Source organism: Pseudorhodoferax sp. Leaf267 (genome assembly GCF_001422405.1).
Classification (GTDB): Bacteria; Pseudomonadota; Gammaproteobacteria; order Burkholderiales; family Burkholderiaceae_C; genus Pseudorhodoferax.
In genome coordinates this window covers 259,842-279,969 of record NZ_LMMV01000021.1, presented here as the reverse complement: position 1 = coordinate 279,969, position 20,128 = coordinate 259,842, and the positions used below count along the sequence as shown (strand labels likewise).

Genomic DNA, 20,128 nt, shown 5'->3' with positions numbered 1-20,128 from the left:
GCTGAAGCGGGCGCCTGCGATGCGGCTGCGGACCAAGATCGGCCTGCTGGCCATCCTGCCGCTGCTGGCCTCGCTGGCGCTGATCGCGCTGGCCATGCGCCACCAGGAGCGCGAGCTGGCCCGCCGCGAGCACGCCATGGTCGAGCGCGCCTACATGGACGCGCGGCGCGACGAGCTGCGCAACTACGTGGCGCTGGCCGCCAGCACGGTGCAGCCGTTGTACGACCGCGGCGGCAACGACCCGGCCGAGCGCGCGCAGGCGCTGCAGCTGCTGGCCTCGCTGGACTACGGGCGCGACGGCTACTTCTTCGTCTACGACCTGCAGGGCAAGGTCCTCATGCACTCGCGCCAGCCCGAACTGCTGGGGCAGGACCTGTGGGAACTGCGCGACCAGCAGGGCCGGCCCACGATCCAGCAACTGATCGCCAGGGCGCGGGCGGGCGGCGGCTTCGTCGACTACCTGTGGCGCCAGCCCTCCAGCGGCGAGCTGCGGCCCAAGCTGGGCTATGTGATCGCCTACGAGCGCTGGGGCTGGATGCTGGGCACGGGCTTGTACCTGGACGGCATCCACGCCACGCTTGGCAGCCTGGAGGCCGAGGCCAATCGCAACATCGCCGCCACCATGCTGTGGATCGCGGGCTCCGCCGTGTTCGGCATCGCACTGATCAGCGCGGGCGGCCTGGCACTGAATGTGTCGGAGCAGCGGGTGGCCGACCGCAAGCTGCGGCTGCTGGCGCGGCAGGTGCAGCAGTCGCAGGAGGACGAACGTGCCCACCTGGCGCGCGAGCTGCACGACGGCATCAGCCAGACCCTGGTGTCGACCAAGCTGCTGGTCGAGGCTGGCCTGGACAGCGGCGACCGCGTGCCGCTGGCCCAGGCGCTGGAGCGGCTGAACGGCAGCCTGAATGAAGTGCGCCGCATCTCGCACCGGCTGCGCCCGGCGCTGCTGGACACACTGGGCCTGCCGGCCGCCCTGCAGCACCTGGGCCAGGAATTCGAGGACGCGGGCGGCGCGCTCGTGACCGTGCACGTGGAAGGCGAGGCGCGCGAGCTGCCGGTGGAGGCCAAGACCGCGCTGTTCCGCATCGCGCAGGAAAGCCTGACCAACGTGGCCAAGCACGCGCACGCGAGCCAGGTCGAGCTGACGCTGGATTTCACGACGCCGGGCCAGCTGCAGATGCGCATCCGCGACGACGGCTGCGGCTTCGACGACCAGGCCGTGCACCAGCACCCCGAGCAGGGCATCGGCCTGCGCAACATGCGCGAGCGCCTGGCGGCCATCGGTGGCTGGCTGCACATCGAGACCCGCCCCGGGCATGGCACGCAGATCGAGGCCCAACTGCATGGCTGACACCGACCCCGGCGTGATCCGCATCCTGCTCGTGGACGACCACCCCATGGTGCGCGAAGGGCTGCGCGCGCGGCTGTCCAGCGCGCCGGGGCTGCTGGTCGTGGGCGAGGCCGCCGACGCGGCCGAGGCGCTGGTGCGGCTGGCGGACTGCGCGCCCGACGTGGTGCTGCAGGACGTGGGCCTGAAGGACGGCAACGGCATCGACCTCGTGCAGGCCATGCTGGAGCGCCAGAGCGGCCTGCGCGTGCTGATGTTCAGCATGTACGACAACCCCGAGTACGTACAGCGTGCGCTGCAGGCCGGCGCGCGCGGCTACGTGCTGAAGGACGCGCCGGCCAGCGAGATCCTGGCCGCCATCGACGCCGTGGCCGCGGGCGGCACCTTCCTGAGCCCGGCGGTGTCGCGCCGGCTGTTCCGCACCCAGCAGCCGCGGCCCATCCTGTCGCCGCGCGAGGGCGAGATCCTGGCCGCGCTGGGCCGCGGCGAGTCGAGCAAGCAGATCGCCACCGCGCTGGCGCTCAGCGTGCGCACGGTCGAGGCGCACCGCCAGAGCATCAAGCGCAAGCTGGACCTGGCCGGCCAGGCCGAACTCATCAAGTACGCCGTCGAGCATTCCGGCGTCGCGCGCTAACCGGGTTATCCCTTAGGTATTGCCGCGTGCCCGCGCACGCGGTGCAACGGATGCGGCTGGACAGCCCGCACAACATACTGCCCGGCGCGTTGCGGCCCGCGGGTGTGGCCGCCATCAAAAGAGGAGACAGCATGTCCGGTATCCACCGCCACCTTGTGTGGTTCATCGTCGCCATCGTCGGCGCGTTCGCCCTGGGCACGGTCGCACTCGCAAGAGGCGAGGCCATCAACGCCCTGTGGATCGTGGTCGCCGCCCTGTGCGTCTACGCCATCGCCTACCGCTACTACAGCCTGTTCATCGCCGACAAGGTGCTGGGGCTGGACGCGCGCCGCAAGACGCCTGCGCACCGCCACAACGACGGGCTGGACTACGTGCCCACCGACAAGAACGTGCTGTTCGGCCACCACTTCGCCGCCATTGCCGGAGCGGGCCCGCTGGTCGGGCCGGTGCTGGCCGCGCAGATGGGCTACCTGCCCGGGCTGCTGTGGATCCTGGCCGGCGTGGTGTTCGCCGGCGCGGTGCAGGACTTCATCGTGCTGTTCGTCTCCACACGGCGCGACGGCCGCTCGCTGGGCGATTTGATCAAGCAGGAGATGGGCATCGTGCCGGGCATGATCGCGCTGTTCGGCACCTTCATGATCATGATCATCATCCTGGCGGTGCTGGCGCTGATCGTGGTCAAGGCACTGGCCGAATCGCCCTGGGGCACCTTCACCGTGGCGGCCACCATCCCGGTGGCGGTCTTCATGGGCGTGTACCTGCGGTACATCCGGCCCGGGCGCATCGGCGAGATCTCGGTCATCGGCTTCGTGCTGCTGATGCTGGCCATCTTCGGCGGCCAGGCCGTGAGCCAAAGCAGCTACTGGGCGCCGCTGTTCACCTTCGACGGCACGACGCTGACCTGGATGCTGATCGGCTATGGCTTCATCGCCGCCACGCTGCCGGTGTGGCTGCTGCTGGCGCCGCGCGACTACCTCTCCACCTTCCTCAAGATCGGCACCATCCTCGCGCTGGCCGTCGGCATCGTGTTCGTGGCGCCCACGCTGCAGATGCCGGCCATGACGCAGTTCGTTGCCGGCAACGGCCCGGTGTGGTCGGGCAGCCTGTTCCCGTTCCTGTTCATCACGATTGCCTGCGGTGCGGTGTCGGGCTTCCACGCGCTGATCTCCTCGGGCACCACGCCCAAGATGGTCGACAACGAAAGCCACATGCGCTTCATCGGTTACGGCGGCATGCTGGCCGAGTCCTTCGTCGCCGTGATGGCGCTCGTGGCGGCCTCGTGCATCGAGCCCGGCATCTACTTCGCGATGAACAGCCCGGCCGCACTGGTGGGCACCACGCCCGAGGCCGTGGCACAAACGATCTCGGGCTGGGGCTTCTCGGTGACGCCCGACATGCTCATCCAGACCGCCAAGGACGTGGGCGAGACCACCATCCTGGGCCGCACGGGCGGCGCGCCGACGCTGGCCGTGGGCATGGCGCACATCCTGCACCAGGCGCTGGGCGGGCCGGGGATGATGGCCTTCTGGTACCACTTCGCCATCCTGTTCGAGGCGCTGTTCATCCTGACCGCCGTGGACGCGGGCACGCGCGCCGGGCGCTTCATGCTGCAGGACCTGCTGGGCAGCTTCGTGCCGGCCCTGGCGCGCACCGACTCGCTCCCGGCCAATCTGGTGGCGACCGCGCTGACCGTGGCCGCCTGGGGCTATTTCCTGTACCAGGGCGTTGTCGACCCGCTGGGCGGCATCAACACGCTGTGGCCGCTGTTCGGCATCTCCAACCAGATGCTGGCGGCCGTGGCGCTGATGTTGGCCACCGTCGTGCTGTTCAAGATGAAGAAGGACCGCTACGCCTGGGTCACCATCGCGCCGGCCTGCTGGCTGCTGGCCTGCACGCTGACGGCGGGCTGGCTGAAGATCTTCTCGGCCGACCCCAAGGTGGGCTTCCTCGCGCATGCCAGCCGCTACGCCGACGCGCTGGCGCAGGGCCAGCTGCTGGCACCGGCAAAGACGGCCGAGGCGATGCAGCGCATCGTGTTCAACGACCGGCTGGACGCAGCCCTGTGCGGCCTGTTCATCTTCGTCGTGCTGAGCGTGCTGGTCTACAGCGTCAAGTCGGTGCTCAAGGCGCGCGCCGCGCGCCAGCCGACCGTGCAGGAGACACCTTACGAGGCGCTGCCCATGGGCGCGGCCGCCCGTGGCTGAGGCCGGCGGCCTGCTCGGCGACATCGGGCGCGCCGGGCGCTACATGGCGCAGAGCCTGCGCCTGATGGTGGGCGTGCCGGACTACGGCACTTACGTGGCCCACATGCAGGCCACGCACCCGGACCAGGCGCCGATGAACTACGAGGAGTTCTTTCGCGAGCGCCAGGCTGCGCGCTATGGTGCGCGCATGGGGCGCTGCTGCTGAACCTGCGCCCGTTCCAGCGCGCGCAGTTCGTCCAGCGTGTTGGCATTGGCGAAGGCGTCGGCGTCGTCGAACGGCACCTCGATGCAAGCGTGGCGCGCCAGCCAGGCGCCGATCTTGCGGCCGTCCTGCGCCAGGAACGCGGCGAGGTCGGCCCGCAGCGCGGACTGCACGAGGCTGAACACGGGCTGGCGGCGCATGCGGCCTTCGGCATCGGGCGCGCAGGCCACGGCCACCTGCGCGTGGGCATCGCACGCGGCCTGCGCCAGCCGGGCCACGAGATCCCGCGGGAACGCAGGGCTGTCGCAGGGCACGGTGGCCAGCCAGGGCGTCGTGCAATGGGTGAGGCCGGTCAGCAGCCCGGCCAGCGGGCCGGGGTAGTCGGGCAGCGTGTCGGCATGGACCGGCCAGCCGAAGGCGGCGTACAGGCCCAGGTGGCGGTTGGCATTGAGCAGCAGCGGCCCGACCTGCGGCGCCAGGCGCTGGGCCGCATGCCGGGCCAGTGGCACGCCCCCGAAGCCTTGCAGCCCCTTTTCCAGCCCGCCCATGCGCGCGCCCTGGCCGCCTGCGAGCACCAGGCCCGTGATGTCGCGGCGTTCGACCACGCTCAGCCGCCGATGTAGCTCATCTCGATGCGCTTGACGCCCGGGGCGGGCAGTGCGCCGGAGCCGCGCAACTCGGAGTAGCGGTCCGCGCGGCCCTCCCAGATGCCGGCGATGGCATGCGCGAGATCCGCGTCCGTCGCGTCGCCGCGCAGCAGGCTGCGCAGGTCGTGGCCGCGGCTGGCGAACAGGCACAGGTAGAGCTGGCCCTCGGTTGACAGGCGTGCGCGGTTGCAGTCCTGGCAGAAGGCCTGCGTCACGCTGCTGATCACGCCGATCTCGCCAGTGCCGTCGGCATAGCCCCAGCGCTCGGCGGTCTCACCCGGGGCAAAGGCTTGCAGTGGCACCAGGGGCAGTTCTGCCGAGAGGCGCGCCACGACTTCGGCCGAAGGCAACACCTCGTCCATGCGCCAGCCGTTGCTGGCGCCCACGTCCATGTATTCGATGAAGCGCAGCACGGTGCCGCTGCCGCGGAAATGCCGCGCCATGGGCACGATCTCCTGCTCGTTCGTGCCGCGCTTGACGACCATGTTGACCTTGATCGGCCCCAGGCCCGCGTCGCGTGCGGCGTCGATGCCGCGCAGCACGTCAGCCACAGGGAAGTCGACGTCGTTCATCTGGCGGAACACGGTGTCGTCCAGCCCGTCCAGGCTGACGGTCACGCGGTTCAGGCCGGCCGCCTTGAGGCTGGCGGCCTTGCGCGCGAGCAGCGAGCCGTTGGTCGTGAGCGTGAGGTCCAGCGGCTCGCCATCGACGGTGCGCAGGGCCGCCAGTTGCTCAATCAGATGCTCGATGTTCTTGCGCAGCAATGGCTCGCCGCCCGTGAGCCGGATCTTGCGCACGCCTTGCGCCACGAACACGCGCGCCAGGCGCGTGATCTCCTCGAAGCTCAGCAGGGCCGCATGGGGCAGGTAGGGGTAGTCCTTGCCGAAGACTTCCTTGGGCATGCAGTAGCTGCAGCGGAAGTTGCAGCGGTCGGTCACGCTGATGCGCAGGTCGTGCAGCGGGCGGTGCAGGCGGTCGAGCAACACGCCGGGCACCTGCTCGCGCAGGTCGGCCGGTGCCCGCAAGGGCATGGGCAGGGCGGACTCGGCCCGCAAGGGAATGACGCGGTGGGTCATGCGCTCGATTGTGCAGCAGGGGGTATGTCCCGGCCTCGGCCATGTTGTCGGGACACGGCGCCATGCCGGCCGTCAGCCGTGCTTGACGGCGACGGTCTTCAGCGTCGTGAAGCCGTACAGCGCCTCGAAGCCCTTCTCGCGGCCGTAGCCTGAGCTCTTGACGCCGCCGAAGGGAAGTTCCACGCCACCACCGGCGCCATAGTTGTTGATGAACACCTGGCCGCTGCGCACGCGGCGCGCCATGCGGAACTGGCGGGCGCCGTCGCGTGTCCAGACGCCGGCCACCAGGCCAAACTGCGTGGCGTTGGCCAGTTGCACGGCATGGTCTTCATCGCGAAACGACATCGCTGCCAGCACCGGGCCGAACACTTCCTCCTGCGCCAGGCGGTGGTCCACCGGCACGTCACGCAGCAGCGTGGGCGCCTGGTAGAAGCCGGTCTCTGGCGCCTCGTCCACCACGCGGCCCTCGGCCACGACCGGGATGTCGGCCGCGTGCGCGTCGGACAGGAAGTCCCACACGCGCTGCTGCTGGCTGGCGCGGATCAGCGGGCCCACGTCCAGGTCCATCGCGGCCGGGCCGACGCGCAGCTTCTCGAAGGCCGCGCCCAGCCGCTCCAGCAGCGGCTCGTACAGCGACTGCTCGACCAGCAGCCGCGAGCCGGCCGAGCAGGTCTGGCCTGCGTTCTGCACGATCGCGTTGATGACGGTCGGAATCGCCTGGTCCAGGTCCGCATCGGCAAACACGATCTGCGGGCTCTTGCCGCCCAGCTCCAGCGTGACGGGGCAATGCCGCTCGGCGGCGACCTGCTGGATCAGCGTGCCGATCTTGGGGCTGCCGGTGAAGCTGATGTGGTCGATGCCCGGGTGCCGCGCCAGCGCGTCGCCGACCTCGTGCCCATAGCCCGTCACGATGTTGATGGCCCCGGCCGGAAACCCGGCCTCGGCCGCCAGCTCGGCCACGCGCAGCAGCGACAGGCAGGCGTCCTCGGCCGGCTTGACCACGCACACGTTGCCGGCGGCCAGCGCGCCGCCCACGCTGCGGCCGAAGATCTGCATGGGGTAGTTCCAGGGGATCACATGGCCCGTGACGCCATGCGGCTCGCGCCAGGTGAAGACGCTGTAGCCGTCCTGGTACGGGATGGTCTCGCCGTGCAGCTTGTCGCAGGCACCGGCATAGAACTCGAAATAGCGCACCAGCGCCAGCGCATCGGCGCGGGCCTGCTTGGTCGGCTTGCCGCAGTCGCGCTGCTCGATGGCGGCCAGCTCGTCGGCGTGGTCAGCGATCTTCTCGGCCAGGCGCATCAGCAGCCGGCTGCGGTCGGCGGCCGAGACCTTGTGCCAGATGCCGTCCAGGCACTGGCGCGCAGCATGCACGGCGGTGTCGATGTCCTGCGCGTTGCTGCGCTGGATCTCTTCGAACGGTTGGCCGTCGGACGGGTCGATCACCGGGATCGTGCGGCCGGACGAGGAGGGGACGAACGCGTTGGCGATGTAGTTCAGGGGCATGGTGCGGGCCGATCAATGAAGTCTGTCAGGGCGAGACGATCTCGAGCTTGGGGTAATAGTTGCGGTAACGCTTGGCATCGCGTGTCAGCAGGCGCAAGCCGCTCACGAGCGCATGCGCGCCGATGTAGAAGTCAGGCAGCGGCGAACGTACGCGGCCGGATATGGTCCCAGGCGCACTACGGTACGCGCGAAAGGCCTGGCCTGCGAGGAAAGCCGCGTCCCAGGGCAGGGGATCGCGCCGCAGCGGCAGGCCGGCCAACGCGGCCTCCAGCTCGGCGGCGCGCTCGAACCGCGGGCTCAGCTCGGCCAGGATCAGCGGATTGATCACCAGTGCCGCCTCGTCGCCCAGCCGCGCCAGTTGGTCAATGGACCAGTCGGCCCACTGCGGATCGTCGCCCAGCACGTCGATCAGCACATTGCTGTCGACCAGCGTGGCAGGCCGAACGAGGTAGCGCGCGTCGGGCTCGGCGACGCGGTGGCGCGCCTCAGCCACGCAGGAAGCGCATGAACTCGTCCGTGCCCATGCCCTTGAACTGCGCCGCTGTGGCGCTGCCGCGAGCAGCCTGGAACGCGGCGCGCACCGGCGATGCCTTGGGTCGCATGCGTCGCAGCACGACCTCGCCATTGGGGCGCACTTCGAATTCGACTTCGCTGTTGGGGTGCAGGCCGGCCTGTTCGCGCACGGCCTGGGGAATCGTGACTTGGCCTTTGCTGGTGATTTTCATGGCGCTCCGCCCATTCTTACTTGTAATGGTAAGAATCTTACTCGCTCGCTGGTGCTCGGCATTGCCTGAATTGAAAAAGCCCGCGCGATAGCGGGCTTGGGCGTCGTCGCACCGCAAGGCTATTGCACGACGACCTCCACGCGACGCGCCTCTGCGGGCGGCCCGCCCGCCTGCGTCTGCGCCGGCTTGCTGAGTTCGATCTTGTCCTCAGCTACCCCGGCCGCCTTCAGCGCATCGCGCACGGCCACGGCACGCTGGCGGGCCAACTCCGCGTTCTTCTCGGGGTCACCGCTCGCATCGTGGTACCCGCTGACCACGGCCCGCTTGCCGGCCGCGACGGCCGTGGCCACCTCCGCCAGCGCCGCGCCGCTGCCGCCGGCCAGGTCGGCCTTGCCGGTGGCGAAATAGAACTTGACGACGCCGTTTTCCACGCGGAACGAAGCCGCTTCGCCAGCCGCCATCGTGGTGGCCGCAAGTGCCGACGCCACAGGCCCGCCGTGGAACTGCATCACCAGCGGCACGATCAGCAGCGCCACGATGTTGATGATCTTGATCAGCGGGTTCACGGCCGGGCCGGCCGTGTCCTTGTACGGATCGCCCACGGTGTCGCCGGTCACGGCGGCCTTGTGCGTCTCCGAGCCCTTGCCGCCGTGGTGGCCGTCTTCGATGTACTTCTTGGCGTTGTCCCAGGCGCCGCCACCCGTGCACATGGAGATCGCGACGAACAGGCCGGTGACGATGGTGCCCATCAGCAGCCCGCCCAGCGCGGCCGGCCCCAGCAGCAGGCCGACCAGGATGGGCACGACCACCGGCAGCAGCGAGGGGATCATCATTTCCTTGATGGCCGCCGAGGTCAGCATGTCGACCGCCTTGCCGTACTCGGGCTTGGCCGTGCCTTCCATGATGCCGGGGATGTCGCGGAACTGGCGTCGCACCTCGACCACCACCGATCCCGCCGCACGGCCCACGGCCTCCATGGCCATGGCGCCGAACAGGTAGGGGATCAGACCGCCGATGAACAGCCCGATGATGACCATGGGGTTGGACAGGTCGAAGGTGATGACGCGGCCGTAGGCCTCCAGCTTGTGCGTGTAGTCGGCGAACAGCACCAGCGCGGCCAGGCCGGCCGAGCCGATGGCATAGCCCTTGGTCACGGCCTTGGTGGTGTTGCCCACGGCGTCCAGCGGGTCGGTGATGTCGCGCACGCTGCTGGGCAGTTCGGCCATCTCGGCGATGCCGCCGGCGTTGTCGGTGATGGGGCCGTAGGCATCCAGTGCCACCACGATGCCGGCCATGCTCAGCATGGAGGTGGCTGCAACGGCGATGCCGTACAGCCCGCCCAGCGCATACGACACCCAGATCGCGATGCAGACGAAAATTACCGGCCAGGCCGTGGAGCGCATGGACACGCCCAGGCCCGCGATGATGTTGGTGCCATGGCCTGTGGTGGAGGCCTGCGCGATGTGCTGCACCGGCTTGTATTGCGTGCCCGTGTAGTACTCGGTGATCCAGACCAGCGCGGCCGTCAGCACCAGGCCCACGACGCAGGCACCGAACAGCTTCATCTGGCTGCCGGTGGCGGCGATGGCGTTGTCCGGGATCAGCCAGGTGGTCACGAAATAGAAGGCGACCAGCGACAGCACGCCGGCCACGGCCAGGCCCTTGTACAGCGCCGGCATCACGTTCTTCATGCCCGGCGAGGCCTTCACGAAGAAGCAGCCGACGATGGACGCGACGATGGATACCGCGCCCAGCGCCAGCGGGTAGACCACCATGTTGGCACCCCCGCCCGTGACCACCAGCGCGCCGAGCACCATGGTTGCGATCAGCGTGACCGCGTAGGTCTCGAACAGGTCGGCCGCCATGCCCGCGCAGTCGCCCACGTTGTCGCCCACGTTGTCGGCGATCACGGCCGGGTTGCGCGGGTCATCCTCGGGAATGCCGGCCTCGACCTTGCCCACCAGGTCGGCGCCCACATCGGCGCCCTTGGTGAAGATGCCGCCGCCCAGCCGCGCAAAGATGGAGATCAGCGACGAACCGAACGCAAAGCCGATCAGCGGGTTCAGCAGCTCTGCCGACTTGCCACCTGCCGGCACGGCCCCACCGCTCAGGAACCAGTAGAACGCCGTGACACCCAGCAGGCCCAGGCCCACGACCAGCATGCCGGTGATGGCCCCGCCGCGAAACGCCACGTCCAGCGCCGGCCCGATGCCGCGCGTGGCCGCCTGCGCCGTGCGCACGTTGGCGCGCACCGAGACGTTCATGCCGATGAAGCCGCAGGCTCCCGAAAGCACTGCGCCGATGAAGAAGCCGACGGCGGTCTTGGCGTCCAGGAACAGGCCGATCAGCACGGCGAGCACGACGCCCACGATGGCGATGGTCTTGTACTGCCGGGCCAGGTAGGCTGCAGCTCCCGTCTGGATCGCCGCGGCGATCTCCTGCATGCGGGCGTTGCCCGCGTCCTGCGACAGAATCCAGCTGCGGGCCCAGAAGCCGTAAGCCACGGCAATGAAGCCGCAGCCAAGCGCCAATATCAGCGCCGAGTTGCCAGTCATATAAGGTCTCTCCTCGCTTGTTCTTTGCTCGAAAGGGGCACAACGCCGGCGGTGCCCCGCTGCGTTGCTTCCTCGTCGTGCTCATGAACCCTTGCGGTCGAGACGATTGGCCAACCGGCGCAATATAAAAGCAAAAACCGGGAACGCCAGTCTTGACGGCGTCTTCTCTGACGCGGCACCCGTAAAATCAGGGTTTCTCCCCAGGCTGCAGCCTGATTCCTCAACCTCCAAGAAGCACCATGTCCCTCGACAAAGTCTCCCCCGGCAAGAACATTCCCGAATCGTTCAACGTGGTCATCGAGATTCCGATGAATGCGGACCCGATCAAGTACGAAGTGGACAAGGAATCCGGCGCGATCTTCGTCGACCGCTTCATGACGACCGCCATGCACTACCCCAGCAACTACGGCTACGTTCCGCAGACGCTAAGCGGCGACGGCGACCCGGTCGACGTGCTGGTGATCACCCCGTACCCGCTGTTCCCCGGCGTGGTCGTGCCCTGCCGGCCGCTGGGCATCCTGATGATGGAAGACGAAGCCGGCGTGGACGGCAAGGTGCTGGCCGTGCCCACCGACAAGGTGCTGCCCATCTACAGCCACTGGAAGAAGGTGGACGACGTGAACCAGATGCGCCTGAAGGCCATCAGCCACTTCTTCGAGCACTACAAGGACCTGGAAGCGGGCAAGTGGGTCAAAGTGCTGGGCTGGGAAGGCCTGGACGCGGCCAAGAAGGAAGTGCTGGACGGCATCGAGGCCTACAAGAAGGCCAACGCCTGAGCGACCGGATGGCATCCGAAGGCATCAGCACGGGCATCGTGCATTCCGACCGGCGCTTCGGCGTCGAGCACGGCGGCGTGCACAAGCCCATCCACACCTCCACCCAGTACGGCTTCGACCGCGTCGAAGACCTGATCGGCGTGTTCCAGGGCACGCTCAAGGGTGGCTACAACTACGCGCGCCAGGGCACGCCGACCACGGCTGCGCTGGAAAGCCAGATCACGCGTCTGGAGCAAGGCGTGGGGACGGTGTGTTTCGGGACCGGCATGGCGGCCATCAGCGCAGTGTTCCTGACGCTGCTGCGCGCGGGCGACCACCTGGTGGCCAGCCGGTTTGTCTTCGGCAATACGAACAGCATCTTCGGCACGCTGCGCGCGCTGGGCATCACGATCACCACGGTCGATGCGACCGACGCAGCGGCCGTCGCGGCCGCCGTGCAGCCGAACACGCGCATGGTGTTCGTCGAGACGATCGCCAACCCCGGCACGCAGGTGGCTGACATGCCGGCGATCGGCCAGCTCTGCGCCGAGCGCGGGCTGCTGTTCGTGGTCGACAACACCATCACCTCGCCGGCGCTGTTCCGGCCCAGGAACGTGGGCGCCGGCCTGGTCGTGCAATCGCTGACCAAGACCATCGCTGGCCACGGCCAGGCGCTGGGCGGCGCCGTGACGGACACCGGCCTGTACGACTGGCAGGCCTACCCGAATATCTTCGATGCCTACCGCAAGGGCGACACGAAGCAGTGGGGGCTGTCCCAGGTGCGCAAGAAGGGCCTGCGCGACATGGGCGGCAACCTGTCGTCCGAGCATGCCCACCAGATCAGCCTGGGCGCCGAAACGCTGGCCCTGCGCGTGGCGCACTGCAGCGCGACGGCGTTGACACTGGCGCGCTACCTGCAGGCGCACGAGGCGGTTGTCGCCGTGCACTACCCGATGCTGGAGTCGCATCCGCAGCACGCATTGGCGCGCAGCCTGTTCAGCGCCGGCTCCTGGCTGCTGTCGTTCGAGCTGAAGGACACCGCGGCCTGCCTGCAGTTCATCGACCGCCTGCGCCTGCCGATCAAGGCAACCGGCCTGGGCGACACGCGCACGCTGATCATTCCGGTCGCGCCGACCATCTTCTGGGAAGCCGGGGCCGAAGTGCGCGCGTCCATGGGGATCGCCGATGGGCTGATCCGGCTGTCGGTGGGCCTGGAAGACAGCGCCGACCTGCTGACCGATTTCGAACAGGCCCTGGGCTGATCGGCCTACTGCGGCTCTGACGACTGGCGGAACGGCGTGCGGCCGGCCAGCTCGTCCAGGTAGCCCGCGATGCCCTGGCCTTCGCGTTCCAGGAAGCGTTCCACCGCATCGGCAAACGCCGGGTGCGCCAACCAATGCGCGCTGCTGGTGCGCACCGGCATCAGCGCGCGCGCCATCTTGTGCTCGCCCTGCGCACCGCCTTCGAAGCGTCGGTAGCCGTGCGCGATGCACCAGGCCAGCGGCTGGTAGTAGCAGGCCTCGAAGTGCAGGCAGTCCACGCGGGCCAGTGCGCCCCAGTAGCGGCCGTAGGCCACACGCTCCTCCCGGTCCAGACCGATCAGGCTGCTGGCGATGGGCTGCCGCTCGTCGCCCTCACCGTGCTCCGCGATGAACATCAGCCAGTTCTCGGGCATGTCCTCTGCCATGCGGGCGAAGAAGCTGCGTTGCAGATAAGGCGCGTTGCCGTGTTCGAGGTAGGTGCGCTCGTAGCAGCGGTAGAAGAAGTCCCAGTCGGCCGGCGCGATGTCGCGGCCCTGCGCCCAGCGAAAGCGCACGCCGGCCTCGTCGACCTTGCGGCGCTCCTGCCGGATCTTCTTGCGCTTGTCCTGTGCCAGGCTGGCCAGGAACGCGTCGAACCCATCGAATGGCAGGCCCGTGGCAGGCGCCGCGTTCTGCCAGTGGAACTGGACCGTGTGCCGCAGCATCAGGCCCGCATCCACGCAGGCCGCCTGGTCCTCGGTGCTCGTGAACAGCAGGTGCAGCGACGACAGGCCTTCGCTTTCGCACCACGCCACCGCAGCCTGCAGAAGGCCAGCCCGGCTCTCGGCATCACGCGCGAGCAGGCGCGCGCCAGGCACGGGCGTGAAGGGCGGTGCGATCAGTGCCTTGGGGTAGTAGGGCAGGCCGTGGCGCTGGTAGGCATCGGCCCAGGCCCAGTCGAACACATACTCGCCGTAGGAGTGGTCCTTGAGGTACAGGGCGCAGGCCGCCTGCAGGCAGTCGCCGCGCCACAGCGTCAGGAAGCGCGGCGTCCACCCCGTCTTGGGCACCGCACTGCGGCTGGTCTCCATGGCCAGCAGGTAGGCATGGCGCATGAAAGGGCTGGGATGCGGTTGCGCAGCCAGCAGGCCGTCCCACTGCTCAGCCGTGACGTGCCGCGCCGAATCCAGGATACGGATCACGTCAGCGGGCTTGGACATGTCCCGTCCTGTCCACGCACACTGTGCCGTCGCTCGTCACGCTCGATGGGAGATGCCAGTTCATTGCGCCGCATGATGCCGTGAATCCGGTGGCCCGCGCATCGCTCGGGTCATGGCCCGTGTGCACCGATGCGGCGCGCGGACGGCCTACCTCTGGCCCGTGGAGCCCAAACCACAGCGTTCGCTTGGGGAATTGCGCCTGCACACTGCGGCCTGGGCAAGGATTGGCGCTATCCTATTGCCAGCAAATTCGCGTACGAACCCCCGAAAGATTCGCATGAAACAGATCACCGCCATCGTCAAACCGTTCAAGCTCGAAGAAGTGCGCGAAGCCCTGGCGGAATGCGGCGTGACCGGCCTGACCGTGACCGAGGTGAAGGGCTTCGGCCGCCAGAAGGGGCATACGGAGCTGTACCGCGGTGCTGAATACGTCGTCGACTTCCTGCCCAAGGTGAAGGTGGAGATCGTGGTCAAGACCGACGATGTCGACCGCTGCGTGGAAGCCATCGTGCGCGCCGCGCGCACCGGCAAGATCGGCGACGGCAAGATCTTCATCACGGCCGTCGAGCGTGTCGTGCGCATCCGCACCGGTGAAGAGGACGAGTCGGCCGTCTGAGCGCGCTGCGCTGGCCACACTTCAGATCTGGTCGAGGCGCGTTGCGACGGCCACGCCCGCATCGTTCACCAGGCTCTCGAGCAAGCGCTCGGCGTCGCTGTCCACGCGAATCAGGTCCATCTGCCAGTCATTGACGAACTGCTGTTCCACGGTCGTCCGCAGGAACGCGAGCAAGCCGTCGTAGATCCCGCCCACGTTGAGCAGGCCCACGGGTTTGTCGTGGTAGCCGAGTTGGCGCCAGGTCCACACTTCGAAGAACTCCTCGAAGGTGCCGATGCCGCCAGGCAGGGCGATGAAGGCATCGGCGCGCTCGGCCATCAGCCGCTTGCGCTTGTGCATGGTGTCCACCACATGCAGCTCCGTGCAGCCGCGGTGCGCCCACTCCTTCTCGACCAGTGCTTTCGGAATTACGCCGACCACGGTGCCGCCTGCCGCCAGCGTGGCGTTGGCCACCACGCCCATGAGGCCGTTGAGGCCGCCGCCATAGACCAGCTGGCCGCCATGCGCGCCGATCCAGCGGCCCACCAGGCCGGCCACCTCGGCATACGCCGGCTGCGCGCCCGGCCTGGAGCCGCAATAGACGCACATGGAAAACGCGGGCCGGGTCAAATGAATCGCTCCCACAGCGCCGCAATCCAGATGCCGGCGGCCAGCAACAACGCCAGCAGCACGGCGGCGCTGCCCAGATCCTTTGCCTGCCGTGACAGGTCATGGCGCTCCTGGCCGATGCGGTCGACAGCCGCTTCGATCGCGGTGTTCAGCAATTCGACGACCAGCACCAGCACGACACTGGCTGCGAGCAAGGCTGTCTGCATCCAGGTCGTGCCGAGCCAGAACGCCGCGGGCACCAGCACGCAGGCTGCCACGGCCTCCTGGCGGAAAGCGGACTCTGTCCAGCCCGTGCGCAGCCCGGCAAGCGAGTAGCCCAGCGCGTGCCAGACGCGGTCCAGCCCCTTGCGGGACTTGTAGAACCGTTCGGTGCTCATCGGCTGAGCGGCCTGGAGTTCACGAGGCGCGTCCCGGCCAACGCGTCATGCCAGAACTGGCATTGCGGATGGAAGCGGCTGGCAATCGCCCACACCGCCACCCAACCGAGCACCAACACGAAGGACTCGCCGGCAGGCAGGCCGAACGGCGCCATGCAGGCCAGCGGCGGCACGAACCACAGCCAGCTCAGCACGTAACGCAGCAACGCGCGCGGCTGGCTGATGGCGCGCCCGTCGCGGCCCACGACGCGGATGTTCCAGGTCTTCATGGCCAACGTCTGCCCCTTGGCCCAGAACCAAGTGAAGTAGATGCCGAAGATCACGAACAGGAACGCCTGCAATGCAAACCGGTTGTCCAGCGCGTGCCGCGTCTGGCTGAGGGTGCCGAACAGGTAGCCTGCCAGGAAGACAACGCCAAACATCAGCATGCCTTCATACAGCCAACACGCCATGCGCCGCCACAGGCCAGGCGCCTGCAACATGGCAGGCTCCAGGGGCTCGCGAGCAGGGGGGGGCGCGGCGTGACCAGCAGGGCTGGGCTGCGCCGTCATCGGGCCGGCGTGCCGTGCTCTGCAGCATGGCGGTCGACCTGGGGCAGCAAGGTCCGTGGATCAATCTGGTGCGGGGCGGCGGAGATTCTGGGCATGGCGGCATTGTCGGTCTTGGCGGGCAGCCGGGTCAGGCGCTCGGTCGGCACGGGCCGCACGGCAATGGCAGCGCCCAACATCGGGCGGTGCGGCGCCTGTTCGGCCAGCTTGTGCCGCTCATCCTCGCTCAGCGCCTGGTAGGCCTGCCACTTGGCCTGCTTGTCATCGGTGGACAGCTTGCCTGTGGCGACGAAATTGAGACGGGCCTGGCTACGTTCGCTGGCAGTCAGCGTGCTCCATTCGCCCATGCGCTCGTTGAGCTTGCGTTGCTCGTTCGCAGGAAGCTTGTGGAAATTGCGCGATAAGGCGATCCATTTGCGCTTGTGCGCCGTCGTAAGGCTGCTCCAGGTACTGGCCAGTGGCTTCAGTGCCTGGCGCTGGGACGCCGACAGCTCGTTCCAACGCGGAGCGCTTTCCGCGGCCGAGCTCGCTGTTGGCTGGGTAGTAGCACTGGTCCGCGCACCAGTTTGGGCCCAAACCGTGGACCCGGCCATGCACAGGCCGATGCCAACCACCATGCCAGCCGCCGCGGCACGCCGTCTTGCACCGCGCAATGGCCGTTCAGCCCAAACAGGCAGTTGCATACGCACCAGCACGGTGTCAGGGCTGCGTGGACGGACCGTCGTGCTTAAGGAACTGCATGAAGCCCTGGTCGGCATACGCGGCAGGGGGCAAGTCGTCGGTCAGCAGCGCGGCATCGATCTCTGCAACTTCGTCCGCGCGGTTGTCGTTCTGGGTCACGTAGATGGCCAGCAAGCCCGCCACGAGTGCCAGCAGGGGCAAGGCTGCAGCCACACGGCTCCACAGGCCCGGCCGTTCGGCATCATGGAAATGCAGGGCGGCCGCGCCGCCGCTGGACATGGCGACGCCACTGGCGACCACTGTGCTGGCGATCTTGCGCTGCGCAACGGCCTGCTGGCGTGCGACGCGCAGCCGCTCCAGGATGTCGTGCTCGATCTCGGCATTGGCTGCAGACAGCCGCGTTGCGATCCTGCGGCCGATCTGGTCGTACGGAAGTGTTGCAGTGGCTTGGTTCTTCATAGGTGGATCCCTTTGGCGGTCAAGGCCCGGCTCAGGGCAGCGACAGCCCGCGAACAGTGTGTTTTCACGCTGCCCTCGGAGCAGCCCATGGCGGCAGCCGTCTCGGCAACGTCCATCTCCTCCCAGTAACGCATCAAAAATGCCTCTCGTTGACGGCCGGGGAGATCCTGGACTGCGCTTTCGATCTCCCGCAGGATCTGTGCCCGGCGCATCGAGTCTTCGGCACTCTCCGTCCGTTCGGATCCGCCATCGAGCACCAAGGTTTCCAGCAGGTCGAAATTGCCGTCCTCGCCAGCGGACTCGAAATCGCTGAGATTGGAGAACAGGGCATTGCGCGTCTTTTGGCGCCGGAACCAGTCCAGCGTGCAGTTGGACAGGATGCGCTGGAACAGCATCGGCAATTCATTGGCGGGCTTGTCGCCGTAGTGCTCGGCCAGCTTCATCATGCTGTCCTGCACGATGTCCAGCGCCGATTCCTCGTTGCGCACGTGGTAGACGGAGCGTTTGAAGGCCCGTCGTTCGACGCTCTTGAGGAATTCGGAGAGTTCTTTTTCAGTGGCCAAGACAGCAAGCCGTGGGCTGTTTGATCGTCGCAGCGCCGGGGCGCGGCAGCGGCGGATTATGGCACCGCGAGATTTGCACACCGTTCTGCGCGGGGCCTGGCGGGAAGCAATGCGATAATCCTGCCCGCTACTCAACAAGCAAACGGGTCAAGGTCCGGCGGCACACGCAGTACGCCCATGGCCTTGGTCTCAAGTCCCGACGGCTTTCCACAAGAAAGCGCGAAGGGGCACCCAAGGTATTTCGTTAGAGAAATTCGCAAAGGTTCATCATGGAAATCTCAAAAGCCGAACTCAAGTCGGCAGCCGCCGCATCCTCGCCCCTCGCGCAATCCGGCCCCCAGGAACTCATGGGCGCCGAAATCCTCGTCAAGGCCCTGCAGGCCGAGAACGTCAAGCACATCTGGGGCTACCCCGGTGGCGCGGTGCTCTACATCTACGACGCGTTCTACAAGCAGGACACGATCCAGCACGTCCTGGTGCGCCATGAACAGGCTGCCGTGCACGCCGCCGATGGCTACGCCCGTGCGACCGGTGACGTCGGCGTGGCCCTGGTCACCTCCGGCCCGGGCGTCACCAATGCGATCACCGGCATTGCCACGGCCTACATGGACAGCATCCCGATGGTGATCATCACCGGCCAGGTGCCCACGCCGGCCATCGGCCTGGACGCCTTCCAGGAATGCGACACCGTTGGCATCACGCGCCCCATCGTCAAGCACAACTTCCTGGTCAAGGATGTGCGCGACCTGGCCATGACGGTCAAGAAGGCCTTCCACATCGCGCGCACCGGCCGTCCCGGCCCGGTGGTGGTGGACATCCCCAAGGACGTGTCCTTCAAGAAGGCGCTGTACGCGGGCTACCCCGAGACCGTCGAGATGCGCTCGTACAACCCCGTGCGCAAGGGCCACGGCGGCCAGATCCGCAAGGCTTTGCAGTTGCTGCTCACGGCCAAGCGCCCCTACATCTACACCGGCGGCGGTGTGCTGCTCTCCAACGCCACCAACGAACTGCGCACGCTGGTCGACATGCTGGGCTACCCGGTCACCAACACGCTGATGGGCCTGGGCGCCTACCCGGCCAGCGACCGCAAGTTCGTCGGCATGCTGGGCATGCACGGTACGCTGGAAGCCAACAACGCGATGCAGAACTGCGACGTGCTGCTGGCCGTCGGTGCGCGCTTCGACGACCGCGTGATCGGCAACCCCAAGCACTTCGCGCAGAACGAACGTAAGATCATCCACATCGACATCGACCCGTCGAGCATCTCCAAGCGCGTGCGCGTGGACATTCCGATCGTGGGCGACGTGAAGGACGTGCTGACCGAGCTGATCGCCATGGTCCGCGAGTCCGAGATCAAGCCGGACAGCGGCGCGCTGGCGGCCTGGTGGGAGCAGATCGAGACCTGGCGCAAGCGCGACTGCCTCAAGTACAACCGTGGCGCCACCGACGTCATCAAGCCGCAGTACGTCATCGAGACCCTGTGGAACATGACCAAGGACGTGGAAACCTACATCACGTCCGACGTGGGCCAGCACCAGATGTGGGCCGCGCAGTACTACCGCTTCGACGAGCCGCGCCGCTGGATCAATTCCGGTGGCCTGGGCACCATGGGCGTGGGCATTCCCTATGCCATGGGCATCAAGCTGGCCAAGCCCGAGGCCGAAGTGTTCTGCGTCACGGGCGAAGGTTCGGTGCAGATGTGCATCCAGGAGCTGTCCACCTGCCTGCAGTACAACACGCCCATCAAGATCTGCTCGCTGAACAACCGTTACCTGGGCATGGTGCGGCAGTGGCAAGAGGTGGAATACGCCGGCCGCTACAGCAGCAGCTACATGGACGCCTTGCCTGATTTCGTGAAGCTGGCCGAGGCCTACGGCCACGTCGGCATGCTGATCGAGCATCCCCGCGACGTGGAACCAGCGCTGCGCGAGGCGCGCAAGCTCAAGGACCGCACGGTGTTCATGGATTTCCGCACCGACCCGACGGAAAACGTGTTCCCCATGGTCCAGGCCGGCAAGGGCATCACCGAGATGCTGCTGGGCTCCGAAGACCTGTAAGCCAATCCGTCCGGCTGCGCCGCAGCGCGGCCGGACTCCTTTTCAACGACGAATCTATTGCCTGCCGAGCCTGCGCATTACCGTGCGCGGGGGAGGGCAGCGAAA

General features: G+C 67.7%; 21 protein-coding genes. 8 read left to right on the top strand and 13 right to left on the bottom strand.

The genetic code is table 11. The features are described from left to right. Positions 1-19 precede the first annotated feature (19 nt). From ASF43_RS18410 to ASF43_RS18395, 4 genes are all read left to right on the top strand, one after another. Positions 20-1,351 (top strand): cache domain-containing protein, encoded by a 1,332-nt coding sequence (locus ASF43_RS18410; protein ID WP_056184067.1) that lies wholly within the window; start codon positions 20-22, stop codon positions 1,349-1,351. Next, the gene (locus ASF43_RS18405; protein ID WP_056184065.1) at positions 1,344-1,982 is read left to right on the top strand and encodes a response regulator transcription factor; all 639 of its coding nucleotides are present in this window, start codon (positions 1,344-1,346) and stop codon (positions 1,980-1,982) included. Before ASF43_RS18410 ends, ASF43_RS18405 begins: the two co-directional genes overlap by 8 nt. Before the next feature lie 131 nt (positions 1,983-2,113). After that, complete coding sequence (locus tag ASF43_RS18400) at positions 2,114-4,186, top strand: carbon starvation CstA family protein (protein WP_056184064.1); 2,073 nt, start codon at positions 2,114-2,116, stop codon at positions 4,184-4,186. A 43-nt stretch (positions 4,187-4,229) separates the two neighbouring features. Then, the gene (locus ASF43_RS18395; RefSeq protein ID WP_235578308.1) at positions 4,230-4,391 is read left to right on the top strand and encodes a YbdD/YjiX family protein; all 162 of its coding nucleotides are present in this window, start codon (positions 4,230-4,232) and stop codon (positions 4,389-4,391) included. Here ASF43_RS18395 and mobA read toward each other — a convergent pair. From mobA to ASF43_RS18365, 6 genes are all read right to left on the bottom strand, one after another. Next, entirely contained in the window at positions 4,361-4,993 is a 633-nt protein-coding gene (mobA, locus tag ASF43_RS18390) for a molybdenum cofactor guanylyltransferase MobA (RefSeq protein WP_056184060.1), read from the bottom strand. The genes ASF43_RS18395 and mobA overlap by 31 nt on opposite strands. Before the next feature lie 2 nt (positions 4,994-4,995). Next, positions 4,996-6,111: a GTP 3',8-cyclase MoaA gene (gene moaA / locus ASF43_RS18385; RefSeq protein ID WP_056184058.1), complete on the bottom strand. Its 1,116-nt coding sequence runs from the start codon at positions 6,109-6,111 to the stop codon at positions 4,996-4,998. Between the two features lie 72 nt (positions 6,112-6,183). Continuing rightward, complete coding sequence (locus tag ASF43_RS18380) at positions 6,184-7,617, bottom strand: aldehyde dehydrogenase family protein (protein ID WP_056184057.1); 1,434 nt, start codon at positions 7,615-7,617, stop codon at positions 6,184-6,186. Positions 7,618-7,642: 25 nt separating this feature from the next. Continuing rightward, on the bottom strand, positions 7,643-8,110 hold the full coding sequence (locus ASF43_RS18375) for a type II toxin-antitoxin system VapC family toxin (protein WP_082497959.1): 468 nt from the start codon (positions 8,108-8,110) through the stop codon (positions 7,643-7,645). Beyond that, positions 8,103-8,342 carry an AbrB/MazE/SpoVT family DNA-binding domain-containing protein gene (locus ASF43_RS18370; protein ID WP_056184055.1) on the bottom strand — a complete coding sequence of 80 codons (240 nt, stop codon included), beginning with the start codon at positions 8,340-8,342 and terminating at the stop codon, positions 8,103-8,105. Before ASF43_RS18370 ends, ASF43_RS18375 begins: the two co-directional genes overlap by 8 nt. Positions 8,343-8,461: 119 nt before the next feature. After that, a complete protein-coding gene (locus ASF43_RS18365) occupies positions 8,462-10,897 on the bottom strand; it encodes a sodium-translocating pyrophosphatase (RefSeq protein WP_056184053.1) in 2,436 nt (811 codons plus the stop codon). 239 nt (positions 10,898-11,136) lie between these two features. Between ASF43_RS18365 and ppa the strand changes: the two genes are divergently transcribed. Together ppa and ASF43_RS18355 are read left to right on the top strand one after the other, a co-directional pair. Continuing rightward, positions 11,137-11,673 (top strand): inorganic diphosphatase, encoded by a 537-nt coding sequence (ppa, locus tag ASF43_RS18360; RefSeq protein ID WP_056184051.1) that lies wholly within the window; start codon positions 11,137-11,139, stop codon positions 11,671-11,673. Between the two features lie 8 nt (positions 11,674-11,681). After that, positions 11,682-12,914, top strand: a complete 1,233-nt coding sequence (locus ASF43_RS18355; protein ID WP_056184049.1) for a cystathionine gamma-synthase family protein — start codon at positions 11,682-11,684, stop codon at positions 12,912-12,914. Positions 12,915-12,919: 5 nt separating this feature from the next. Here ASF43_RS18355 and ASF43_RS18350 read toward each other — a convergent pair whose 3' ends face one another. After that, on the bottom strand, positions 12,920-14,113 hold the full coding sequence (locus tag ASF43_RS18350; protein ID WP_056184047.1) for a GNAT family N-acetyltransferase: 1,194 nt from the start codon (positions 14,111-14,113) through the stop codon (positions 12,920-12,922). A gap of 277 nt (positions 14,114-14,390) precedes the next feature. Here ASF43_RS18350 and ASF43_RS18345 point away from each other — a divergent pair, with 277 nt between their 5' ends. Continuing rightward, complete coding sequence (locus ASF43_RS18345; protein WP_056184045.1) at positions 14,391-14,729, top strand: P-II family nitrogen regulator; 339 nt, start codon at positions 14,391-14,393, stop codon at positions 14,727-14,729. A gap of 21 nt (positions 14,730-14,750) precedes the next feature. On the opposite strand, the gene ASF43_RS18340 is transcribed toward ASF43_RS18345, so the two are convergent. Genes ASF43_RS18340 through ASF43_RS18315 form a run of 6 tightly spaced genes read right to left on the bottom strand, consistent with a single transcriptional unit; the run spans position 14,751 to position 17,966 of the window. Further along, a complete protein-coding gene (locus ASF43_RS18340) occupies positions 14,751-15,317 on the bottom strand; it encodes a TIGR00730 family Rossman fold protein (RefSeq protein WP_056184043.1) in 567 nt (188 codons plus the stop codon). A gap of 17 nt (positions 15,318-15,334) precedes the next feature. Further along, positions 15,335-15,715 (bottom strand): diacylglycerol kinase, encoded by a 381-nt coding sequence (locus ASF43_RS18335; RefSeq protein ID WP_056184042.1) that lies wholly within the window; start codon positions 15,713-15,715, stop codon positions 15,335-15,337. Further along, complete coding sequence (locus ASF43_RS18330; protein ID WP_056184040.1) at positions 15,712-16,266, bottom strand: RDD family protein; 555 nt, start codon at positions 16,264-16,266, stop codon at positions 15,712-15,714. The genes ASF43_RS18335 and ASF43_RS18330 overlap by 4 nt, the downstream gene beginning before the upstream one ends. Beyond that, positions 16,263-16,958 carry a DUF3106 domain-containing protein gene (locus tag ASF43_RS29965; protein WP_162241825.1) on the bottom strand — a complete coding sequence of 232 codons (696 nt, stop codon included), beginning with the start codon at positions 16,956-16,958 and terminating at the stop codon, positions 16,263-16,265. Before ASF43_RS29965 ends, ASF43_RS18330 begins: the two co-directional genes overlap by 4 nt. 4 nt (positions 16,959-16,962) lie before the next feature. Continuing rightward, complete coding sequence (locus ASF43_RS18320; RefSeq protein WP_056184036.1) at positions 16,963-17,403, bottom strand: DUF3619 family protein; 441 nt, start codon at positions 17,401-17,403, stop codon at positions 16,963-16,965. Further along, positions 17,400-17,966 (bottom strand): RNA polymerase sigma factor, encoded by a 567-nt coding sequence (locus ASF43_RS18315; protein ID WP_056184034.1) that lies wholly within the window; start codon positions 17,964-17,966, stop codon positions 17,400-17,402. Before ASF43_RS18315 ends, ASF43_RS18320 begins: the two co-directional genes overlap by 4 nt. A gap of 269 nt (positions 17,967-18,235) precedes the next feature. On the opposite strand from ASF43_RS18315, the gene ASF43_RS18310 reads away from it, so the two are divergent. Next, a complete protein-coding gene (locus ASF43_RS18310; RefSeq protein WP_056184032.1) occupies positions 18,236-20,023 on the top strand; it encodes an acetolactate synthase 3 catalytic subunit in 1,788 nt (595 codons plus the stop codon). The last annotated feature ends 105 nt before the right edge of the window (positions 20,024-20,128 follow it).